Below are 19,464 nucleotides of genomic sequence, written 5' to 3'. Positions count from 1 at the left end.
AGATTAATCTGCGCGAGGAATTTTTAAGGTTTGTCCAATACGAACAACATTTGATGTAAGTTTGTTCACTGACTTTAATTTTTTTACCGACACATTATATTTGTGAGCCACTACTGATAACGATTCTCCCCTTGCGATTTTATGTTTACGATGGCCGATTGAGGCATAATAAGTACCGTCAGGTGCGTTAGCCGCAAAATAATTATCTATTGAAGTATAAATTGCTCTGGCAAGTTTTTGTTGATGCTGAGTAGAGCGCAATCGTTTTTCTTCCGCATGGTTTGAAATAAAACCGGTTTCAATTAATACGCTTGGAATATCAGAAGACTTTAATACTGCTAAGCTCAACCCTTCTGGTCTCTTTTTATGTAATTTGGTAATTTTACCTAACTCTCGCAATACATATTCAGCAAAAGCATAACTGCTTGCCATAGTGTATTCTTTTTTCATATCAGCTAGCGTTAATGCAAGGTTGTGATCTTTCGTTTTCTTAATCGTATCGCCCGCCCCTCCAAGTAATTCAGACTCTTTCTGACGATTAGCAATCCAGCGGGTAAATTCAGAGTTAGCTCTTCTGCTCGATTGCACCAATACCGATGCCCCATGCGGCTGTGGCGATGTGAATGCGTCAGCATGAATAGACACTAATAAATCGGCTTTATTTTCTCGTGCGATTACCGTTTTACGGTTATGATTCACATAATAATCACCTGTTCTTACCATCACAGCAGACAAGCCTTTTTGTCGATTAAGTAATGCGGCGAGCTTTTTTGAAATATTCAGCGTTACATGCTTTTCGTATGTGCCTTTCGCACCGATTGAACCAGGGTCTTCGCCACCGTGTCCTGCAACGATCGCGATCACAATATCACGGTTGCCTTGAGAAATAGGGTTTGTTTGCTTCACCACTCGATTTTGATCAAACAAGTCAACCACAAGGCGATCTCCATATTGCCCCGCTGGCGGCAATGCAAAGATATCAAGCTTAAATGCTTCGCTTAATTCTAATACTAAGCGAGTTGAGCGTTTATTTTTTGGTGTTGATGTGCGAATCTTCCGAATTCGCTTATCGTTATTTAATACATTAACCAAGTTAGCAATGTTTCGCGTATCATTAAAATCAATCACTAAACGTTGAGGATTTTTTAAAGAAAAATAGCTATAATCTGGCGTGGATGATAAATCGAATACCACACGCGTGTTTTCTGGTGCAGGCCACACCCGCACACTATCAATGTTATTTTTTGCAACTGATTCACTTGCATAAAACAGGGTGAAAATACTTGCTATAAACCACACTATAGCAACACTTCGTTGCAACATTATTATTACCTCTTTCTTAGCGCTCACCTAATACTGCCAAAAGTGTTCGTCCTTTGGAAGTATGAGCGGTTAATTCTACTTCTCTTTGTTCACCACAATATTGTAAGGAAATACTAATATCAGCGTTAGGTAACACGCCCTTACCACGATCTGGCCACTCAACAAAACAGCAAGCTTTTTCATCAAAATAATCACGAATTCCCATAAACTCTAACTCTTCGGGGTCTGAAAGGCGATAGAGATCAAAATGGTACGCATGCCATTTTCCTATTTCATAGGGCTCAACTAAAGTATATGTTGGGCTCTTAACCTTACCTGAATGACCTAATCCTTGTACAAAACCTCGGGTAAGCGTTGTTTTGCCTGCACCAAGATCACCGTAGAGATAAGCAACAAAACCGCATTTTAATTGGTTCACGACTGCTTTTGCGAATGTATTGCCTAAGGCAACCGTTGCCTGTTCATCAATCAAACGTAAATGTAACCTGTTAACTGTCATAAATGATTCACTTGTTTAGTAACTGCTGAATAGGTAGAAAAAGATCGCTAGCTAACATACCTATTTTACCCTGTTTTTTTGCAATATCATCTGCTGCCTTACCGTGTAGATACACGGCTAATCGCGTTGCTTCCATTGGATCTGATAGCTGCATTAATAACGCAGCTATTATACCGGATAAAACATCGCCCATGCCACCAGAGGCCATCCCTGAATTACCCGATGTATTTATCCAAATTATCTCTCCATCTGAGATCAAAGAACCTGCACCTTTTAACACACAAATACCACCAAACTTTTTAGCGATAGCTTTCACTGCATCAAAGCGATTTTCTTCTACCTGACTGATAGTACAATTCAATAACTTAGCGGCTTCACCTGGATGCGGTGTTAGCACCCAATGCTTACGTTTACAGGGCGACTTAGCTAATAGTTGCAATGCATCTGCGTCAACAACTAAAGGGCGCTCTTCTTCAAGTATCAACTGAAATAATGCTGACGACCATTCATTTTGCCCTAAGCCAGGTCCAATTAACATCGCTTTTGCTCTTTCAAAATAATGGCTTTTCATTAATGACTCAGCATCACTTGGCGCAAGCATAAGCTCTGGACGTCCGTTTACTACAAAGTGATGGTTATTGAAATCGCAACACACCGCAACCAATGACGCACCTGTGCGTAATGCGGCTTCACCTGCTAACCGGATTGCACCTGGCATACCCACATGACTACCAATACAAAGCAATAACCCCACATGGCCTTTATGACTAGCGTCATTACGCACAGGACAATCCGGAATAGCATTTTTCCCTTGAAGGTGTATTTGCGTATCAACACGTTGTTGAAAGCACTCATTGAGCGAAAGGGTTGCAAGATAAAGTTGACCAACAAAAACTGCAGCTTGGCCGGTCATCAACCCTTGTTTAGCAGCAATAAAAGTAACGGTTTCACTTGCACGTATTGCAGTGGTTGCTACGTATCCAGTGGTGGCATTTAACCCGGAAGGTACATCAATACTAACGATTGTAATATTTGTTCCATTGACAAGGTTGATGATTTTCGCAAGCTCTGACTTTAATGCTCCTTGATAACCAATACCAAATAGCGCATCAATAATCAGCTCATATTGATTCTCTTGAAAAAAGTTGGGCGTGAGCGCTAGCTCACTTTGATATAGAACCGTAATAGTTGTTTTTTGTAAAGAATTAAAAGCTGTTAGTGCGCAGCCTTTAAGCTGTTCAGCTTCTGCGCATAAATAAACAGTCACTTTGTAACCGGCTTCTGCTGCTAGTCTTGCAAGCACAAAACCATCACCACCATTGTTACCCTTACCAGCTAAAATAAATAACTGTGTTGTTTTTGAGTATTGTTCTTGGATGCGCGAAAAAACAGCTTGTCCAGCTTTTTCCATCAAGGCATATAATTCAAGCCCTTGCTCCTTGGCAAGACAATGTTCATTCGCCAACACTTGTGTCGCGCAATAGGCGCTTTGTGGTAAACTTCTCAACAATTTTAATACGGGCATCGTTTAACACTCAATAAATGGATAACTCAACTATCAACTATCTAGAATTAGCCGAAAAAATCAAGTCTTGGGGCAAAGAGCTTGGCTTTGCCGATGTCGGTTTTAGTGATATTGATCTGTCCGAGTATCATCATCATTTTGAACAGTGGTTAGACAATCAATACCATGGTGAAATGGGTTACATGGCCAATCATGGTGATATGCGAGCGCACCCTGATAAACTTCATCCAGGTACAATTCGTGTGATCAGTGTTCGAATGGATTACCTTCCCGAAAACGCAAATTTTGCTCAAACATTAAAAAATAAAGATCATGCTTATGTGAGTCGATATGCGCTTGGAAGAGACTACCATAAATTAATGCGTAAACGTTTAAAAGCTTTAGGTGAAAAAATAAAGCACTATTGCCACGAGCTTGATTATCGCCCTTTCGTTGATTCTGCTCCAATTTTAGAACGCCCTTTAGCTGAAAAAGCAGGCTTAGGTTGGGTTGGAAAACATAGCCTGCTGATTAATAAACATGCCGGTTCATGGTTTTTTCTCGGTGAGTTATTAGTCAATATTCCGCTGCCAATAAGTGAAAAACAAGAAAATTCATGTGGTTCATGTGTTGCTTGCATTAAAATTTGCCCGACTCAAGCTATTGTAGCGCCTTACGAGGTTGATGCCAGAAGGTGTATTTCATATTTGACCATTGAATTACGAGAAGCCATTCCGATAGAATTTAGACCCCTAATAGGTAATCGAATTTATGGCTGTGATGATTGCCAATTAATTTGCCCTTGGAATAAGTTTGCACAACTGTCTCAAGAAACAGACTTTCAAGCTAGACAAGGATTAGATGCCGTGACTTTACTTGAGCTATTTGCATGGGATGAAGAAACATTTTTATCAACACTACAAGGATCTCCCATAAGGCGCATAGGTTTTGAATGTTGGCAACGAAATATTGCGGTAGCCTTAGGAAATAGCGATTACTCACCTAACATTATTTCAACACTAAGCGCTAAAAGAACGCAGGCAACGGCTATGGTTGCAGAGCATATTGATTGGGCCATTGCACAACAGAAAAATAAACAATCAGAAATAACGATTTCAGTTAAGCAAAACAAGCAGCACCGCTTACATGCCAGGTTAGTCCGTTCAATAGAAAAAGGTCTACCAAGAGACGCTTAGCGGTTTATTAACCAGCTTCTTCAATGTTAACATCTTCTTGAGCATGGGGGTTTCTAAAGAAACGTTGCCAGTTCTCTTTCACTTCAGCCACCACTTCAGCATGTTTCCCTTCAAGTTTCGTGTTATCAAAAAGTTTAATCGCTTTATCTGCAAACGGGTAATCTTCTTCCTTTAGTTCTCCGGTTTCTTTCATAGCCACCATAATTTTTAATAAACTCGTGGAAAACTTCACACTGTTAGGTGCTAATTGTATCGCTTGCAACACAGATTCTAGTGCAGGTGAAAACCTTTTTTTCTGGTAATGTTCAACCGCCATATCATGTAATTGTTTAGGTGTGAAATGGATGTCAGCACGTTCTTTGGTTTCTTGTTCGATATACCGGTTAACCACTTGACTCGTTAGTGACTCTCCAGATATTTGATTTTTAATCGCTTCTAACAAAAGCATAGCCTCTTCACGCATACCTAATTCGTGAAACACTTTCACCTTATCTAGGTTATCTTCAATTTCTGGCGTTGGTCTAAGCGATATTTTATGTTCAACAATGCGTTCTGCACGTTTTTCTTCGTTTTGAGCTTTAAATAAGCGAGCTTGCGCGACCGCTATTTGTTCTTTAAAGTCACTTGCTTCTTTATAGTCTTCTTGAACTTGTTGAATATATCTTTCAATCTGATTTAACAGTTTATCTGCGCTACCGTCTGTTATCGTTATTGCTAAATCAATACCTGCTCTGATCACGTTTAATAAGAGTTCAGGCGAATCATGAATAGAATTTTTCGCATTGGCAACAATACTTTTTGTCGCTTGAAATTGTCCGATATGATCATGATTAAGCCGTGCAAGGTCCCATGACTTTTTATTTCGCTCTATGTTTCGTGGCGATAATAATGTTGCTTTTTTGATTTCCTCGTAAGCCGTAGCATACATTTCCTGTTCAATATGGTATTGAGCTAATAAGTCATGCATTGCAAAACGTGTTTCTGGTTTGTCGGTTAAAGAACTTATCAGCTCATGTATTTCATCTATACGACCTTGCTTTAATAAAGACTTTACGTACCCTAAATATACCCAGCCAAATTTATATTTTTTCAATAACCCTTGAAAAAATAATTCTGCTTCATGAAATTCCAATAAACTTAACAAGGCTTCACCACGCATGCGCAATATATTGGGATGGAGGTGGCGTAAGGATTTATTCTTCAAATGCTGATCAGCAAAATAAATTACTTTAGAAAACTCACGTCTATCAATCGCTTGATATAAGTTAAATAATTTACTCTTTATTTTTAATGTATTCGATAAGCGTTCTTTAACAACCTTTGGAATTAAAGGCTTAACCCAAAAGTCATCAGGTTGTAATTCAATAATCGAGTTAACTAAACTTTCACTGGTCTCTGTGCTTAAAAAAATGAGCACCGTACGCTTAGTGACATGTCCTTTAAACTTCAACTCTTCTAATAAATGAAACCCGTCTTTATCACTATTTACATTGAAGGCACAAACCACAATTTGAAATTGCATTTCATTACAAAGTCGCATGCCATAATAAGCATTTTGCGCACACCTAACTTCGCGAATACCAAGTCCATATAAGGTTTTTTTTAATGTGTCGTGAATTAAGGTGTTATCATCGATAATTAATACCTTAAGTTCTTCATAACCTACAAAAAAGTCTTTACCGGCAGTTTCCATTAATTGTGTCACTTATTGGTGTCTTTACTCTTATTACTATGCACCCTTTCAACACATCTGTCCAAAATTTGGTATTTTTGTGCATCAGAAAAGTTTCGCCAGCCAACAATTTCATCAACATGTCGACCACACCCTATACAAACGTCCTTGTTGTCTAAACAGCAATTTCGAATGCAAGGGCTTAATGTTTTACTATCAATTTTCATGGTATTTAGATCGCTTGGCAAAAGTCGTGCAGTGCTTGATGGTGTGTTATCACCGTTTGCAAAGCCTCATGAATGTCGGTGCTATGTCCAACAGCAACTGCTTGAGCTAATGCATTAGCACTAAGGTATAACTGTTCTGCGGCTACTATTTTACTGCTATTGATCAAGATTGATAACGGTTCATCTAGTTCAATATTATTATTTTTCAGTGCTGAACTTATCGTCGATATCGCTTGCGAGATGTCTTGCAAATAATCCTCTAGCATAAATACTGCTAACTCTGGCGAACCTTGATTTTCAGCATACTGACTCAAATCAAACGGGGTTTGGTGTGCCAAATGCTGAGTTGGCTCAATGTCAGTTGTTCGAATAGGTTTTTCTGGTTTACTAATCTCTTTCTTTTTACTTAACGCTAACTTTTCTACCGGCTTATTTTTAGATTCAATCAACTCAAGTGACGGTAATGGCGATAGCCACGGCGCTAACTGCGCTAGTAATTCCTCTAGTTTATCAATAGGTGCTAGCGTCCCTATTTGCCAATGTAAAAAGTCTTCAGGAGTGTCAATATTTGATGCAGTTGAGTCGAGGTGAAAAACTCCCCTGTTTAGTTTTCGTCCTGCTGATAATTCGACATAAGGTGATTGAGTAAAGTCTGTCAATAACAAAGTAAATCGTCCCGTCTGCCAATAATTGATAGCTTGATGAGCTTCACTAACAGTAGTTACTTTTACCCCAGCCCATTGTAATAATGTTATCAACGGTGCTAGGCGCGCTATGCGATCACTTGCTAACAACACCTGAACTTTAGATGCTCGATAATGATAGTGGTTAAAAACTTTCCTAGAAAGAAGTTGATTATGCCTACCCGAATTATGCAATAATCCAGACAAACTGGTCAGCAATTGTACATTTGATATAGCGTTATCACTTAACGAGCAAAGCCCAGTTCGCGTTAAATACTGCCCTGAAAATCCTTGTATAAATTGTAATTTTGGCGCAATTTTTTCAGGTAATCCATTAAAGTGATTAGTCATAAGTTCAAGATCTTTCTGACTAAACTCCGATGTTATTATTAACACAGAATCAGCATGTTTTTTCAGATGTTTTACATGAAGCGCATCACGTACTTGTGCTGCTTTTGAAAACACCTCAACTTTCCCATGATTGTCGATGACCGTATCATTAATAAATGACGTTAAGTATGGATCAGTGGATAACAAATATATTTGTTGCTGTTTAAGGTAAACGTCTTTAGCAGGTTTTTCACGATGACTCGCTACTGCAAGAGGTAAATCAAAATTTAAATTGAATCCATGTTCAAGTTGTGAAATTCGAAGGTCTTTAATATGTAATTTACGGCAAAGCGCCTGCAGATAAGGTATAACAATTGGCGTATTAGGCATCACCTTATCGTCGTTAAGTAAAGCAACAATCGCCGGAATTGAAAGGTGATTGGTGTGATGTTTAACTTGATAATCAATGGTTAACACTTGCTGACCAGGGTTTATATCTTTTACGTCAACCGACAACAACAACACAGCAGAAATTTGCTCTTGCAGTACAAGTTTTCCAATCGTGAGTAAAAAATCATAAGCATAAGGCTGACTTATCGTCGCTTGTTCTGCTATTTGATGACTTAGGGATAAAAACACACGATTGGTTTTAGATTTTTGCTCAAGCGCAATGTTATTCATAACAGAGTGCGTAAAGTTGCTAACATTAACCTCAGCAGTATATTCAGGTATTCGTTTAGTGCTGGCGCCTAAAAATAACGCCTGATGACACCAAGTAATCGTTTCTTGGAAGCGTCGATATAGCTGCTGGTAATGATCTTCATAACTTTTAGCTGTATTTTGCGTACTTAATAAGGCACGTGTAATTGTTAATTGCAGCTCTGATAGTTGTGTTTGATGTTGATATTGTAACGAGTTTATTTCAGCTTTAGCGTCATTAAGTTGTTGTTCTAAAGCATGTTGTAGGTTGATGTAGACCTGTCTATCTTGTATCAAAACCCGCCACTGACCTTTAAGGTAGAGCATAGTAAAGCTAAAACTTGCTCCCCATTTATTGTCAACAATACATCTTGATACCGTTTGTTGCTTTTTACTTTGTTTTGCTGTTTTTAATAATGCTTTTATCTGTTGATTCGAAAATAATGCACGCCATGTATTATGTTGTGTATTACTTCCTTTTGATAATATTTCACTGAGTGTGCTAGGTATTTCAGTGGGCTCTTTAGTATAAAAAGATCCTAAATGCTCTAGATAAAATGCTTGCTGCTCTTGAAACGATGCTTGTAATTGTTGGTAGTCAGATTCATTGTGTAAAGGTTTTTTCAGTTGGGTAATTTCTTCACATACTGTTGCAAGTGACTTTGTGGTTATCTGCTCTTTAATAACCTCACTACCAGAGCTACTTCGTTCTACAACAGATAATAAGTTACTTTCATACTGTTTAAGTTGCCGTTTACTATGACGTATTTGCACAATTAAGAGCAAATAAAGAACACTAACAACAATAAGTATCGCCAATAAAAAGTTGCGATAGTTATATTTGGCATAAGGTGCTAACAATACTGCCAAGTACCCAGGAAACTCAGGTTGAGTGATTGTAGGCAGTCTTACTCGTTGTAATATTTCCAGTGTATTTTGACGCTCTAACGTAACCTGTTCTATGTATTGTTGAGCAATACGAATATGACCTCGCCATTTAGCAACAACATTTTGCTCGCCAAACATCAATAACTGCAACTCTTGAAGCACAAGTAGTAATTTATTGCTGCTATCATCAGACTTCGAATACTCTGTTAACGCAGGCTGCCAATAAGTTAATATTTCAGAAAATCGGTTAGTTAGATAATTAAAGTCAACTTGAACACTGCGGATAGATAGTCGCTGAAACATCACCTGTAATTCAACGACACTATTGAGTGTTTTCGTTAATAATGTCATCTCACTCGTCAGGTTTAGGTGTGCTTTCGCCCGAGATACCGTAACAGAATCAGATACTTTATCTTCAGTGATTTGCTGTGAAAGTTTATCCATAGCACGTTGTTTACTGGTAATTTCTTGATTTAGTTGATCATGAACAAGTTGTAGTTGAATCAATACATTTTTATGAAGTAACTCGTTTATTTCAGCATGATTAGTGATTGTTCTTGCATGGACATTGAGCTTTTCAAAGCGATCGACAATAAGTGAAAGCTGTCTTTTCCCCACTGGGGTTAATTGTCTTATTTGTGCAAGAAGTGATAGTAATTGCTGGTGTTTATCTGTTAATTGTGTTGCTTCAGTACTTTCAGTGAGCTGTTGAAACAACACCATACTTTGCCAGGTTAAATGATGGAGTGCGGCTTGTTTTTGCAAAGCCGGCACTGCAGAACTATTTACCGCATCTAATTCTGTTTCCCGCGCATAAATAAGATAGAGTAGAATAAATACCGAAAGCAAAAACACCAACGATATCTTGGTGAAATGCGATGCTAACTGCTTATGAAGTGACGTTTTTGAATCCATGCGTTTATCAACTACCTGCAAAAATAGATCAGTACGCTATCGTAGCGTTACTGCTTCAGCTTGAAGAATCTTAGTGATTACAGTTTATTATTTAGTGTAATCAGCGGTACATATTCAACATGCAATCTTTACAGTTTATGGAATTATGACTAATAATCAACGGCTTTCTTTAACAGCTTCAGTTTTTCGTTTCGGTACCCATGCCCATTCCATGGTACATACAATAGGTTGTTGGTCAGTTTCATCAAATATCTCCACAGGGACGACTAACTCACCTTTTTCAATATGATTAATACTGTCGCGTTGATCTTGGTTTAACAATGCAATCGCTTTTAAGTTCCCTTGCATTCGTCGTTGATAATCAATACGCATCGACTTTAGTAATGGAATGCAAGTGTCTGGTACATTCATACCAAAAACCATACCCGTTGTAGATTCTGCTAATACCGCAGCGGCCACAGCATGTATGGAGCCGATGTGATTCTGTACCTTTTTTCGATTGGTTAATCTCACAACCGCTTTTGATTCGGTTAATTGCTCAATACGAATGCCGGTGGTGCCTGCATACTTTACTTTTGAGCAAAAAATCTTGGTTATTAAAAAACCTTTTATGCCAGCAGGCAATACATTTAATTTATTAATGGTCTTCGCGAGTTTATTACGCATCATTCACCCCTTTAACTGGTCAGACCATAAAACCTTAGCAAAGAAAAAAGCACTTGTCGTGCTTTTCTAACAGTATTGCTATTAACAATTAAATAAATGTTCGCGATACACTTTAAGCTCTTCTATCGACTCTCGAATATCATCCAACGCTAAATGCACGCCTTTTTTTTCTACTTTAGCTAAAACTTCTGGTTTCCAGCGCCGAGCAAGCTCTTTAATCGTACTAACATCTAAATTTCGATAATGAAAATATTGTTCAAAGTGAGGCATATATTTATTAATAAAACGTCTATCTTGCCCAATACTGTTACCACACATTGGTGACGCGCCCGCTGGTACATACTTTTCTAAAAAAGCTATGGTTGCTGCTTCTGCATCTAACAAGGAAGCATTACTTTCTCGACAACGTTGCGTTAACCCAGATGCACCATGCGTATCGATGCACCACTGATTCATATTGTCTAACACATCGTCAGGTTGATGGATAGCAAAGACTGGCCCTTCAGCAAGCAGGTTCAACTGGCTATCGGTTACAATGCTAGCAATTTCTAAAATCACATCATGTTCAGGCTCAAGACCTGTCATTTCCAAATCTAACCAAATTAAGTTGGTTTCGCTTAAAGACATATGTTTCCCTTGATGACTTGCACTTGAACATTACTAAACGTTGACAAGTAATAGCTGTAAGATAAATTTATCCGTATAATACGTGACAACACATATTGATTAAAACATTTTGTTTTAACCAAACTATATATTAACGACGATTAAAATGAAAAATTTCTGTGGCAAAAGCTAAAAAATTAACCAAAGGTCAACTCAGACGAATTAACGCCAACCAAGCGAAAAAGTTAGCGCGAAAATCTGCTGCTGTCGAATGGCAAGATGACGAATTAGGAGAATCACAACAAGGGGTAGTGATCAGTCGATTTGGACAACATGCTGACGTTGAAAGCACATCAGGTGACATTGTTCGCTGTAACTTGCGTCGTTCTGTTGGCTCTTTAGTTTGTGGTGATAAGGTACTTTGGCGACAAGGAAAAGAAACACAGCACAGTATTTCTGGTGTTATAGAAGCGGTTCATGAACGTGATTCTGTATTATCTCGTCCTGACGTTTATGATGGCGTTAAGCCCATTGCCGCCAATATTAGTCAGATAATAATCGTGACTTCGGTATTACCTGCTTTTAATGCTGATATTATTGATCGTTATCTTGTTGCTGCAGAGCAAACCGATATACCACCAATTATTCTGCTCAATAAAATAGATTTACTTGATGATGACCTCGCTGAAATTATCGATGAGCAATTACAAATATACCAAGATATTGGTTATAAAATATTGGCAGTTTCCAATACAACTCAAGAAGGTATCGCTACGCTTAAAGCACAATTAGCAGATAACACCAGTATATTTGTCGGGCAATCAGGTGTTGGCAAGTCCACACTAACAAACTCGTTGATGCCTGAACTTGGCTTATTAACCAAAGAAGTTTCTGGAAACTCAGGATTAGGACAACATACAACAACAGTGGCGAGGCTTTACCATTTTCTTGATGGTGGTGATTTAATTGATTCTCCAGGCATTCGTGAATTTGGCTTATGGCATTTAACGCCTGAGCAAGTTTACCAAGGCTTTATTGAATTTGCAGACTACCTTGGCACCTGTAAATTTAGAGACTGTAAACACCAAACTGATCCGGGGTGTGCACTGGTAGCCGCTTGCGAAGCTGGTGCGATTCATCCCGAACGATTAGCAAGTTTTCAGCGTATTTTATCAAGTTTAGGTACAAATACGCTAACCTCCAGATTTAATGATTAACATAAGATAATTAAAGGAACCATACGTGTCCGTAGATAACATAAAAATCGCTTTACAATACTTAATGCCAAAACACGGTATTTCACGACTTGTAGGTAAATTTGCCGCAGCAGAAGCTGGCTGGTTAACAACCAAAGCTATTCGATGGTTTATTAAAGCTTACAATATCAATATGAATGAAGCGAAATTTAAAAATGCCGAAGATTTTTCTACCTTTAACGAGTTTTTTACCCGTGAGTTGGCAGAGGGCGTTCGACCAATAAATCCAGATAAAAACGAAGTTTGCTACCCTGTAGACGGCGCTATAAGCCAGCAAGGAGACATAGTAGATGGACAACTCATTCAAGCAAAAGGGTTTAATTATAGTCTACAAAGTCTACTCGGTGGCGATAACAAAACCGCAGAACCCTTTGAAAATGGCAAGTTTTCCTGTATTTATCTAGCACCGAAAGATTACCACCGCATACATATGCCAATGAGCGGCACACTTAGAGAGATGATCTATGTGCCTGGTGACCTGTTTTCAGTAAATCCGCTCACTGCGCAAAATGTTCCAGATTTATTTGCTCGAAATGAACGTGTTGTCACTATTTTTGATACAGAGCATGGTAGTTTAGCAATGGTGTTAGTGGGCGCTACCATCGTTGCCAGCATAGAAACTACGTGGGCTGGTACCATTACACCACCAGCAGGAAAAGATGTGTTTCGTTGGCAATATCCAAAATCTGGCACAGGCGCGATTCACTTGCAAAAAGGTGAAGAAATGGGCCGCTTTAAATTAGGCTCAACAGTGGTCGCTACATTTTCACCAAATATGGTTGATTTTGTACCTGAAGCAGGTCCTGAAACTATCACCCGTTTAGGAGAGCCTTTCGCGACAATTTTATCCAAAGAATCGCCGTCAGAGTAATGAAAATTATTGCTCATCGAGGTGCAAGCGGCGAATATCCCGAAAATTCACTTCTTGCCTTTGAACAAGCAATTATACAGGGGGCTGATGGAATAGAACTTGATGTTCATTACCACGCTCCCAGCAACTGTTTTGTTGTTATTCATGATTATTTTGTGGATAAAACTACCCAAAACTACGGGCATATTAACCGCTATAGTTTACCCGAATTAACAGCTTTAGCTCTTGGCTACGCACAACATATCCCAACACTTACGCAGACACTTCGCCACATTGATGGTCGTGTAATGGTCAATATTGAAATCAAAACAGTGCCTCAAGACAAAACAGAACTTAGCGCTCTGTTAAACTCATTACAAGTTCATTTAACGGAAGCTGTAACACAATGTAATTTTTCGTCGACACAAATATTATTGTCTAGTTTTGACCACCAGCTAATCAGCGCTTGCCAGCAGTTTATGCCTCAATACGCCGTTGCTGCATTGATTGCACATAACCCTCACGATCTAGGTGCATCTTTGATTTCACTAAATGTAGACGCTGTTAACCCTGCAATTGACTGCTTATCCGCTGATTTAGTCCATCATTTAACTGAAGCAGATATAAAGATATGGGTGTATACTGTTGATCGTGAAGAAGATATTTTACGTTGTTTAGCATTAAACGTTGAGGGTATTTTTACTAATTTTCCTAAGCAATCTCAAAAAATTGTTTCAGATTTTCATGCGAGACAATTATAAAGTAAAAATTTAACATAAATAACAACAGGTTAATTCAATATTAATTTAATGTAAATTTTAGTTGCTCATTTATTCAACACGAGATACGATTATGTTCGTAATATAATCGTAACAACGTGGAAACAGTGTTAACCACACAAAGCATTAAGGAACTTCAATGGCTCATGATAATAATGGTGTTAAGCCTACAGAAGCCGAGCTGACTTTATTAAATATTTTATGGCAAATTGGTCCTGCAACAGTACGTCAGGTGCATGAAACGGTAAGCCAAACACAAAGAACAGGTTATACAACCGTACTTAAAATATTACAAATAATGCATGAAAAGTCATTGGTGATTCGCGATGAAAGTAATCGCGCACATGTTTATGCCGCGGCTAATAGCGAAATGCAAACACAATCATCGTTAATTCGTGATCTGATCACTCGAGCATTCGGCGGCTCAACGTCAAAGTTAGTGATGCGAGCACTCAATGAAAGCACAAGTAAAGAAGACATAGCAGATATTCGTAAGTTATTAAATGATTTAGAAAAGCAGGAATAACGCACACATTTGTGAAAAAACAGAATGGATAGCATAGAAAATAGCGCAATATTATATTATCTCGCACTTACCTTGATTCACTTTTTGTGGCAGGGTGGTTTAATCGCGCTTACGTTAAAATTTTCTTTGGTATTAACTTCTTTTAAACACACAAATATTCGATACCTATTATCAACCACAGCAATGGCGTTGTGCTTGATTGTGCCAATGATAACCTTCTCCCTCATCTATCAGCCGGATATTAGCCCTTCTTTAATTTTACAACATGCTTTACCTACCTCTAATGCTGACGAATTATTCTTGGTCACAGACCCTCAAACTTGGCAACAAGATGTGCTTGGTTCACTACCTATTCTATCTATCCTTTGGTTAGCAACGGTTTGCATGCTTGCATTAAAATTATTCATCGAACTTTACCACGTCGTTCAATTACCAAAACATGGCGTTAGGTTGCCGTCTAAATCGTTAGATAACACATTTGAAGCCCTAGTAAAAAAGATTAAATTAACACGAAAGCCTAAATTACTCATTGCGTTACATTGTGATGTACCTATGGCGATTGGCTGGTTGAAACCCGTTGTACTAATACCTGCAGCAATGATAACTGGATTAACACCAGCCCAACTATCAATGCTAATGTTACATGAATTAGCGCATATCAAGCGTTATGATTATTTGGTCAATTTACTGCAAACGTTGATTGAAACACTGTTATTTTTCCATCCTGCTGTACGTTGGATTTCTAAACAAATGCGCAACGAGCGTGAATACTGTAGTGATGATATCGCCGTTGCACTGTCAGGCGACGCCTTAGCTTATGCGCACACACTTACCGATACAGCAAGCTTGTGCCATCACCATCGACATCACGCAATTCCAACAATGGCAATGGCAGCATCAGGCGGTGATTTAAAAAAGCGCGTGCTTCGTTTAGTTGATCAGCACCATTGTGCTAAAACAGATGAATCAGGAAAGTTTTTAGCTTCAGTGTTGATTATCGTTTCTATTCTTGCTGTAGCACTAAAACCATATATAAAAATGCCAATAGTCGATTTATCTTCCGGTTATATATCATTTGCTAGCTCAGCAAATGATATTCCCCGTTCTCTGTCTGAACATGAAGTGGAGTTATCAGAAGCTTCTATTGCGAATTTATTAATTAACCAAGATAAAGCTCCGTTGAGCCCTGAGCAAACTGCTGCTCCAGATATCGTAAGCTCACCTATTACAGATCACATCACTTCCGATATGGTTATTGATCAAGAAGTCACTCAAGCGATTGCAAAACAAGAACAAAAGCTTAAAAAAGACATTAGTGCACCAGTGCCGACCAAAACACCATTGTCTAATGAGACAGTTTCGAACAACGTATTAACGAGTGACCAACCACCAAAAAATACGATTGAAACGATTTTACCTGTGACGAAAAAATCAGCATCAGATATAGCTTTTGAACGAACGAGTTCATCAAATAAAACGTCACGTCTTGATAACCCCTATTCGCAACAAATTGCGGCTTTAAATCATGAGCCAGAAGTTGATAAAAGTCAGCCCCCAATAAAACGAACAGCTCCGCTCCCAATCCCACATTCGCGATTAGCAAGGTTTACTCAGCCAAAAGAAACAACACCTGTTAAGATAGCACCTCCGCCAGTTCGCTCTAAAGCGTTATTGCTAACCTCTCCTGATCCGAGATACCCCTCATCAGCAAAGCGTAAAGGCTTAGAAATCGACGTAGCTGTAAACTTTACCATCGATACCTTAGGCCGAGTGAAAAACATTGAGTTCGAAAAGAAAAGTAGAGTGAGTTATTTTAAAAGTGCGATCAAAAACGCAATGGCCAAATGGCGCTTTCAACCTGCAAAAATAAATAACAAACCTATCGAAAGTAAAATGACAAAAATATTTTCGTTTAGCTTGATGAAATAAGCGGTATCCAATAAATAATTATCGGTCGGTATCAAACAAAAAACCAAAGTAGTATTATTCAAACATACTACTTTGATTCTACTTACGATCATCTTAATGTTAAATTGCAGCGATTATCGTATTTACCTTCAGTAAAAAATAATGTCTGTCGTGCCTATACCACGTTATGAATCGTGATGCTTACGCTTACCTTTACGTTTACCTTTTTGTTTATTTTTTCTTTTTTCTTGAAATTTGGCAAATTTTTCACGCTGTTCATCGTTCAAGACCAAATAGATAGCATTTTTAGTTTTTGCGCGTTGCAACGCTGATTCTGTTAATTGATCTTGGTTTTGCTGGTGTAGCGTTAAGAAAGCTTGCTCAGTAAAGTTTTCACTTTGCACTAACGCTTTCATTTCGTCACGAAATGCTTTTCTGCTTGCTTTATTTTGCTCTTTTACAATTTTTGCATCTTGATAAATCGTTTTAATCTGTGCTATCTGAGCATCATCTAGTTGTAAAAATCGCGCCATTCTTTTTAACTGATGCTTCGCCATTGATTTACCTTTATGGTGACGCATTTCTTTTTGGGCTGTATCTGTTGATTGATCTAACATCATTGCTTGAGCAGGTAGCGCTAATGGTAAAGCTAAACTGATTGCAACAATACAAGACTTCAATGATAATTTGTTCATAGTACTCTCCTCTAAAAGATTCACCATTATCATAACGAACTCAATGCAAAGAAACGCAAAGGAATGTAAAAGTTGTGTAAAGACTTCATGTCACCCCCTTCGCTCAGTTAATATAACAATGCAAGTACCAACAACAGGGATATAAACGATGACAGATACACGTACAATATTAATGATTGATGACGATAAAACGTTAACTGATCTGTTACGTGAATATTTGTCATACGAAGGTTATCAACTTGAAGCGCGGCATGATGGTATTTCAGGCTTAGCAGCAGCACAAGACAGTAAATATTGTTTAATATTACTTGATGTTATGATGCCTGGGCTTAACGGCTTTGAACTGTTAAAAGCATTAGGCGGCAAGCATACAACGCCCATTTTAATGCTTACCGCAAAAGGCGATGAAACCGATAAAGTATTAGGGTTAGAGCTTGGCGCTGATGATTATCTTGCTAAGCCTTTTCAGCACCGTGAGTTATTAGCCCGTATCAACGCCATTTTACGCAGAATTGATATTGTCCAACAACAGCAAAACAACAATTCAAGTTACCATATTAATCATGTTCGGCTAAACCCCGCGACTCATGAAGTACATTGTCATGATCAACTCATTGAGTTAACTGGCACAGAATACCAATTACTCACGTTATTAATGGAAAACACGGGAACAATTGTGAGTAAAGAGCTCATATCACAACAGGTGATGCAGCGTAAACTGAGCCCATTCGATCGTAGTATTGACATGCATGTGAGTAATATCCGTAGAAAATTTTCAACTTACGCACAAGATGAAAAAATTAAAACTATACGTGGTGCTGGCTATATTTTCTTATCCGGAAGCGAGCAATAACGTATGTTGAAACTTAAGCAATTCCTTAGCTCAATTGGCGTGAAACTTTTTTTCGTTTTTTGGATCACCACTATTGTCTCGATTTCAATGACACATTTTCTCACCAGCCAATTAGATCAAGAAAATGTTATTCTGCCGTTAAATGCTAAAGATATGGATAAATTAGCCCTCATTACAAAACGGATCCAAGAAAAGAATTTTAAACACCCATCACAAGTGATCAAACGCAGTGATCGATTCATTCAACAAACATTATTTATAAAAGATCCAAGAACAAACAACATTTTTTACCATAATAAACGCTTTGCTAGACCTCTGGCGAAATACCTAAGGAAAAACGAAATCACCCATAACACCAGCGTTTTATTCCATTATACACGTATCAGCGGCCCAACTAATCTGGAGATTCAAGGAAATAGTTATCAACTATTTATCGCTTCTCGTGTAAAAAGTAGCGACGTTAATGAAACAATCTTACTGCTACCTCATTGGGTACGTATTTTCGTGCCTATTTTATTAAGTATGTGTTTTTGTTGGGTGTTCGCAAAATATTTAACTCGGCCTGTACGCGCCATGGAAAAAACGGCTTTGACTATCGGCAATGGTGACTTCAAAGCTCGCGTGAAAAATAATGAAAACCGACGAGATGAATTAGGCCAGCTTGCCAAAAGTTTTAACTTAATGGCTGACAAGCTAGAAAATAATATTTCTGCTCATCAGCGTTTATTAGCTGATGTATCACATGAGCTAAGATCTCCACTCACCCGTTTGCAAATCACACTAGGTTTATTAGAAAAAACTTTACCCGAAGCTGAGAATAAACAAGATTTACTTTCTCGCTGTGAAAAAGAAGTAATGCAACTCGATGAAATGATTAGCAATGTATTAACACTATCTCGCCATGAAAACACCCTAGAATCAGTTCATATGGCACAATGTGATCTTTCTCAATTAATGGCAATAATTGTTGAAGATGCTCAGCTTATCGCTAATGAGAAATCAATTAATGTAAAGCTCAACGCAGAAACAAACATCTCTTTGGCTATTAACGAGTCACTTTTTATTAGCGCGGTTAATAACGTAATTTCAAACGCCATTAAATATAGTTTTGATCAACAAAGTATTGAGGTCTCACTGCGTAAACATCAAGAAAACATAGAAATTACCGTTGCTGATAACGGTAAAGGTGTTGAAACGCAACATTTAGCCAAGCTGTTTGACCCGTTTTATCGAGTATCTGATGCAAGAGACAGAGACAGTGGCGGCACAGGTTTAGGCCTTGCCATCGCCAAACAAGCGATAGACAAACACCAAGGGAATATCGTCGCAACGCATAATCCAATGGGTGGACTTATTGTGACCATCACTTTGCCATTCGGTCTATAATTC

17 protein-coding genes are annotated in these 19,464 nt (G+C 38.3%); 8 read left to right on the top strand and 9 right to left on the bottom strand.

What is annotated here, in order from left to right; genetic code table 11:
• Positions 1 to 3: 3 nt before the first annotated feature.
• Genes QUE72_RS01615 through QUE72_RS01605 form a run of 3 tightly spaced genes read right to left on the bottom strand, consistent with a single transcriptional unit; the run spans position 4 to position 3,347 of the window.
• On the bottom strand, positions 4 to 1,323 hold the full coding sequence (locus tag QUE72_RS01615) for an N-acetylmuramoyl-L-alanine amidase (RefSeq protein ID WP_074497924.1): 1,320 nt from the start codon (positions 1,321 to 1,323) through the stop codon (positions 4 to 6).
• Between the two features lie 16 nt (positions 1,324 to 1,339).
• Positions 1,340 to 1,822, bottom strand: a complete 483-nt coding sequence (tsaE, locus tag QUE72_RS01610; protein ID WP_074497921.1) for a tRNA (adenosine(37)-N6)-threonylcarbamoyltransferase complex ATPase subunit type 1 TsaE — start codon at positions 1,820 to 1,822, stop codon at positions 1,340 to 1,342.
• Positions 1,823 to 1,829: 7 nt separating this feature from the next.
• The gene (locus QUE72_RS01605; protein WP_286271111.1) at positions 1,830 to 3,347 is read right to left on the bottom strand and encodes an NAD(P)H-hydrate dehydratase; all 1,518 of its coding nucleotides are present in this window, start codon (positions 3,345 to 3,347) and stop codon (positions 1,830 to 1,832) included.
• 17 nt (positions 3,348 to 3,364) lie between these two features.
• Here QUE72_RS01605 and queG point away from each other — a divergent pair, with 17 nt between their 5' ends.
• A complete protein-coding gene (gene queG / locus QUE72_RS01600; protein ID WP_286271109.1) occupies positions 3,365 to 4,522 on the top strand; it encodes a tRNA epoxyqueuosine(34) reductase QueG in 1,158 nt (385 codons plus the stop codon).
• A 7-nt stretch (positions 4,523 to 4,529) separates the two neighbouring features.
• On the opposite strand, the gene QUE72_RS01595 is transcribed toward queG, so the two are convergent.
• From QUE72_RS01595 to orn, 5 genes are all read right to left on the bottom strand, one after another.
• Positions 4,530 to 6,227 carry a response regulator gene (locus QUE72_RS01595; RefSeq protein ID WP_074497914.1) on the bottom strand — a complete coding sequence of 566 codons (1,698 nt, stop codon included), beginning with the start codon at positions 6,225 to 6,227 and terminating at the stop codon, positions 4,530 to 4,532.
• Positions 6,224 to 6,421: a DUF1289 domain-containing protein gene (locus QUE72_RS01590; RefSeq protein WP_074497912.1), complete on the bottom strand. Its 198-nt coding sequence runs from the start codon at positions 6,419 to 6,421 to the stop codon at positions 6,224 to 6,226. Before QUE72_RS01590 ends, QUE72_RS01595 begins: the two co-directional genes overlap by 4 nt.
• Positions 6,422 to 6,426: 5 nt before the next feature.
• Positions 6,427 to 9,936: a hypothetical protein gene (locus QUE72_RS01585; protein ID WP_286271105.1), complete on the bottom strand. Its 3,510-nt coding sequence runs from the start codon at positions 9,934 to 9,936 to the stop codon at positions 6,427 to 6,429.
• Positions 9,937 to 10,092: 156 nt separating this feature from the next.
• A complete protein-coding gene (locus QUE72_RS01580; protein ID WP_074497904.1) occupies positions 10,093 to 10,605 on the bottom strand; it encodes a DUF4442 domain-containing protein in 513 nt (170 codons plus the stop codon).
• Positions 10,606 to 10,683: 78 nt separating this feature from the next.
• Positions 10,684 to 11,229 (bottom strand): oligoribonuclease, encoded by a 546-nt coding sequence (gene orn, locus QUE72_RS01575; protein WP_286271104.1) that lies wholly within the window; start codon positions 11,227 to 11,229, stop codon positions 10,684 to 10,686.
• A 158-nt stretch (positions 11,230 to 11,387) separates the two neighbouring features.
• Here orn and rsgA point away from each other — a divergent pair, with 158 nt between their 5' ends.
• From rsgA to QUE72_RS01550, 5 genes are all read left to right on the top strand, one after another.
• A complete protein-coding gene (rsgA, locus tag QUE72_RS01570; RefSeq protein ID WP_286271102.1) occupies positions 11,388 to 12,425 on the top strand; it encodes a small ribosomal subunit biogenesis GTPase RsgA in 1,038 nt (345 codons plus the stop codon).
• Positions 12,426 to 12,489: 64 nt separating this feature from the next.
• Positions 12,490 to 13,335 (top strand): archaetidylserine decarboxylase, encoded by an 846-nt coding sequence (gene asd / locus QUE72_RS01565; RefSeq protein WP_286272935.1) that lies wholly within the window; start codon positions 12,490 to 12,492, stop codon positions 13,333 to 13,335.
• Positions 13,335 to 14,075, top strand: coding sequence for a glycerophosphodiester phosphodiesterase (locus QUE72_RS01560; RefSeq protein ID WP_286271101.1), 741 nt, complete (start codon positions 13,335 to 13,337; stop codon positions 14,073 to 14,075). The genes asd and QUE72_RS01560 overlap by 1 nt, the downstream gene beginning before the upstream one ends.
• A gap of 157 nt (positions 14,076 to 14,232) precedes the next feature.
• Positions 14,233 to 14,619: a BlaI/MecI/CopY family transcriptional regulator gene (locus QUE72_RS01555; RefSeq protein ID WP_074497895.1), complete on the top strand. Its 387-nt coding sequence runs from the start codon at positions 14,233 to 14,235 to the stop codon at positions 14,617 to 14,619.
• Positions 14,620 to 14,643: 24 nt separating this feature from the next.
• The gene (locus QUE72_RS01550; RefSeq protein WP_286271098.1) at positions 14,644 to 16,548 is read left to right on the top strand and encodes a M56 family metallopeptidase; all 1,905 of its coding nucleotides are present in this window, start codon (positions 14,644 to 14,646) and stop codon (positions 16,546 to 16,548) included.
• A 164-nt stretch (positions 16,549 to 16,712) separates the two neighbouring features.
• Here QUE72_RS01550 and QUE72_RS01545 read toward each other — a convergent pair whose 3' ends face one another.
• Entirely contained in the window at positions 16,713 to 17,222 is a 510-nt protein-coding gene (locus QUE72_RS01545; protein ID WP_286271096.1) for a Spy/CpxP family protein refolding chaperone, read from the bottom strand.
• Between the two features lie 148 nt (positions 17,223 to 17,370).
• On the opposite strand from QUE72_RS01545, the gene QUE72_RS01540 reads away from it, so the two are divergent.
• Positions 17,371 to 18,075, top strand: a complete 705-nt coding sequence (locus QUE72_RS01540; RefSeq protein WP_074497887.1) for a response regulator — start codon at positions 17,371 to 17,373, stop codon at positions 18,073 to 18,075.
• Positions 18,076 to 18,078: 3 nt separating this feature from the next.
• Positions 18,079 to 19,461 carry an ATP-binding protein gene (locus QUE72_RS01535; RefSeq protein WP_286271093.1) on the top strand — a complete coding sequence of 461 codons (1,383 nt, stop codon included), beginning with the start codon at positions 18,079 to 18,081 and terminating at the stop codon, positions 19,459 to 19,461.
• Positions 19,462 to 19,464: the final 3 nt, after the last annotated feature.

This window comes from Thalassotalea hakodatensis, from assembly GCF_030295995.1.
Lineage (GTDB): Bacteria > Pseudomonadota > Gammaproteobacteria > Enterobacterales > Alteromonadaceae > Thalassotalea_C > Thalassotalea_C hakodatensis.
This window is presented reverse-complemented; position numbering and strand designations above follow the sequence as displayed.

What these genes read in the sequence shown, in the direction of transcription:
- QUE72_RS01615 (WP_074497924.1), bottom strand. Translation starts at nt 1,323, where the DNA reads ATGTTGCAACGAAGTGTTGCTATAGTGTGGTTTATAGCAAGTATTTTC.
- tsaE (WP_074497921.1), bottom strand. Translation starts at nt 1,822, where the DNA reads ATGACAGTTAACAGGTTACATTTACGTTTGATTGATGAACAGGCAACG.
- QUE72_RS01605 (WP_286271111.1), bottom strand. Translation starts at nt 3,347, where the DNA reads ATGCCCGTATTAAAATTGTTGAGAAGTTTACCACAAAGCGCCTATTGC.
- queG (WP_286271109.1), top strand. Translation starts at nt 3,365, where the DNA reads ATGGATAACTCAACTATCAACTATCTAGAATTAGCCGAAAAAATCAAG.
- QUE72_RS01590 (WP_074497912.1), bottom strand. Translation starts at nt 6,421, where the DNA reads ATGAAAATTGATAGTAAAACATTAAGCCCTTGCATTCGAAATTGCTGT.
- QUE72_RS01585 (WP_286271105.1), bottom strand. Translation starts at nt 9,936, where the DNA reads ATGGATTCAAAAACGTCACTTCATAAGCAGTTAGCATCGCATTTCACC.
- QUE72_RS01580 (WP_074497904.1), bottom strand. Translation starts at nt 10,605, where the DNA reads ATGATGCGTAATAAACTCGCGAAGACCATTAATAAATTAAATGTATTG.
- orn (WP_286271104.1), bottom strand. Translation starts at nt 11,229, where the DNA reads ATGTCTTTAAGCGAAACCAACTTAATTTGGTTAGATTTGGAAATGACA.
- asd (WP_286272935.1), top strand. Translation starts at nt 12,490, where the DNA reads ATGCCAAAACACGGTATTTCACGACTTGTAGGTAAATTTGCCGCAGCA.
- QUE72_RS01560 (WP_286271101.1), top strand. Translation starts at nt 13,335, where the DNA reads ATGAAAATTATTGCTCATCGAGGTGCAAGCGGCGAATATCCCGAAAAT.
- QUE72_RS01555 (WP_074497895.1), top strand. Translation starts at nt 14,233, where the DNA reads ATGGCTCATGATAATAATGGTGTTAAGCCTACAGAAGCCGAGCTGACT.
- QUE72_RS01550 (WP_286271098.1), top strand. Translation starts at nt 14,644, where the DNA reads ATGGATAGCATAGAAAATAGCGCAATATTATATTATCTCGCACTTACC.
- QUE72_RS01545 (WP_286271096.1), bottom strand. Translation starts at nt 17,222, where the DNA reads ATGAACAAATTATCATTGAAGTCTTGTATTGTTGCAATCAGTTTAGCT.
- QUE72_RS01540 (WP_074497887.1), top strand. Translation starts at nt 17,371, where the DNA reads ATGACAGATACACGTACAATATTAATGATTGATGACGATAAAACGTTA.
- QUE72_RS01535 (WP_286271093.1), top strand. Translation starts at nt 18,079, where the DNA reads ATGTTGAAACTTAAGCAATTCCTTAGCTCAATTGGCGTGAAACTTTTT.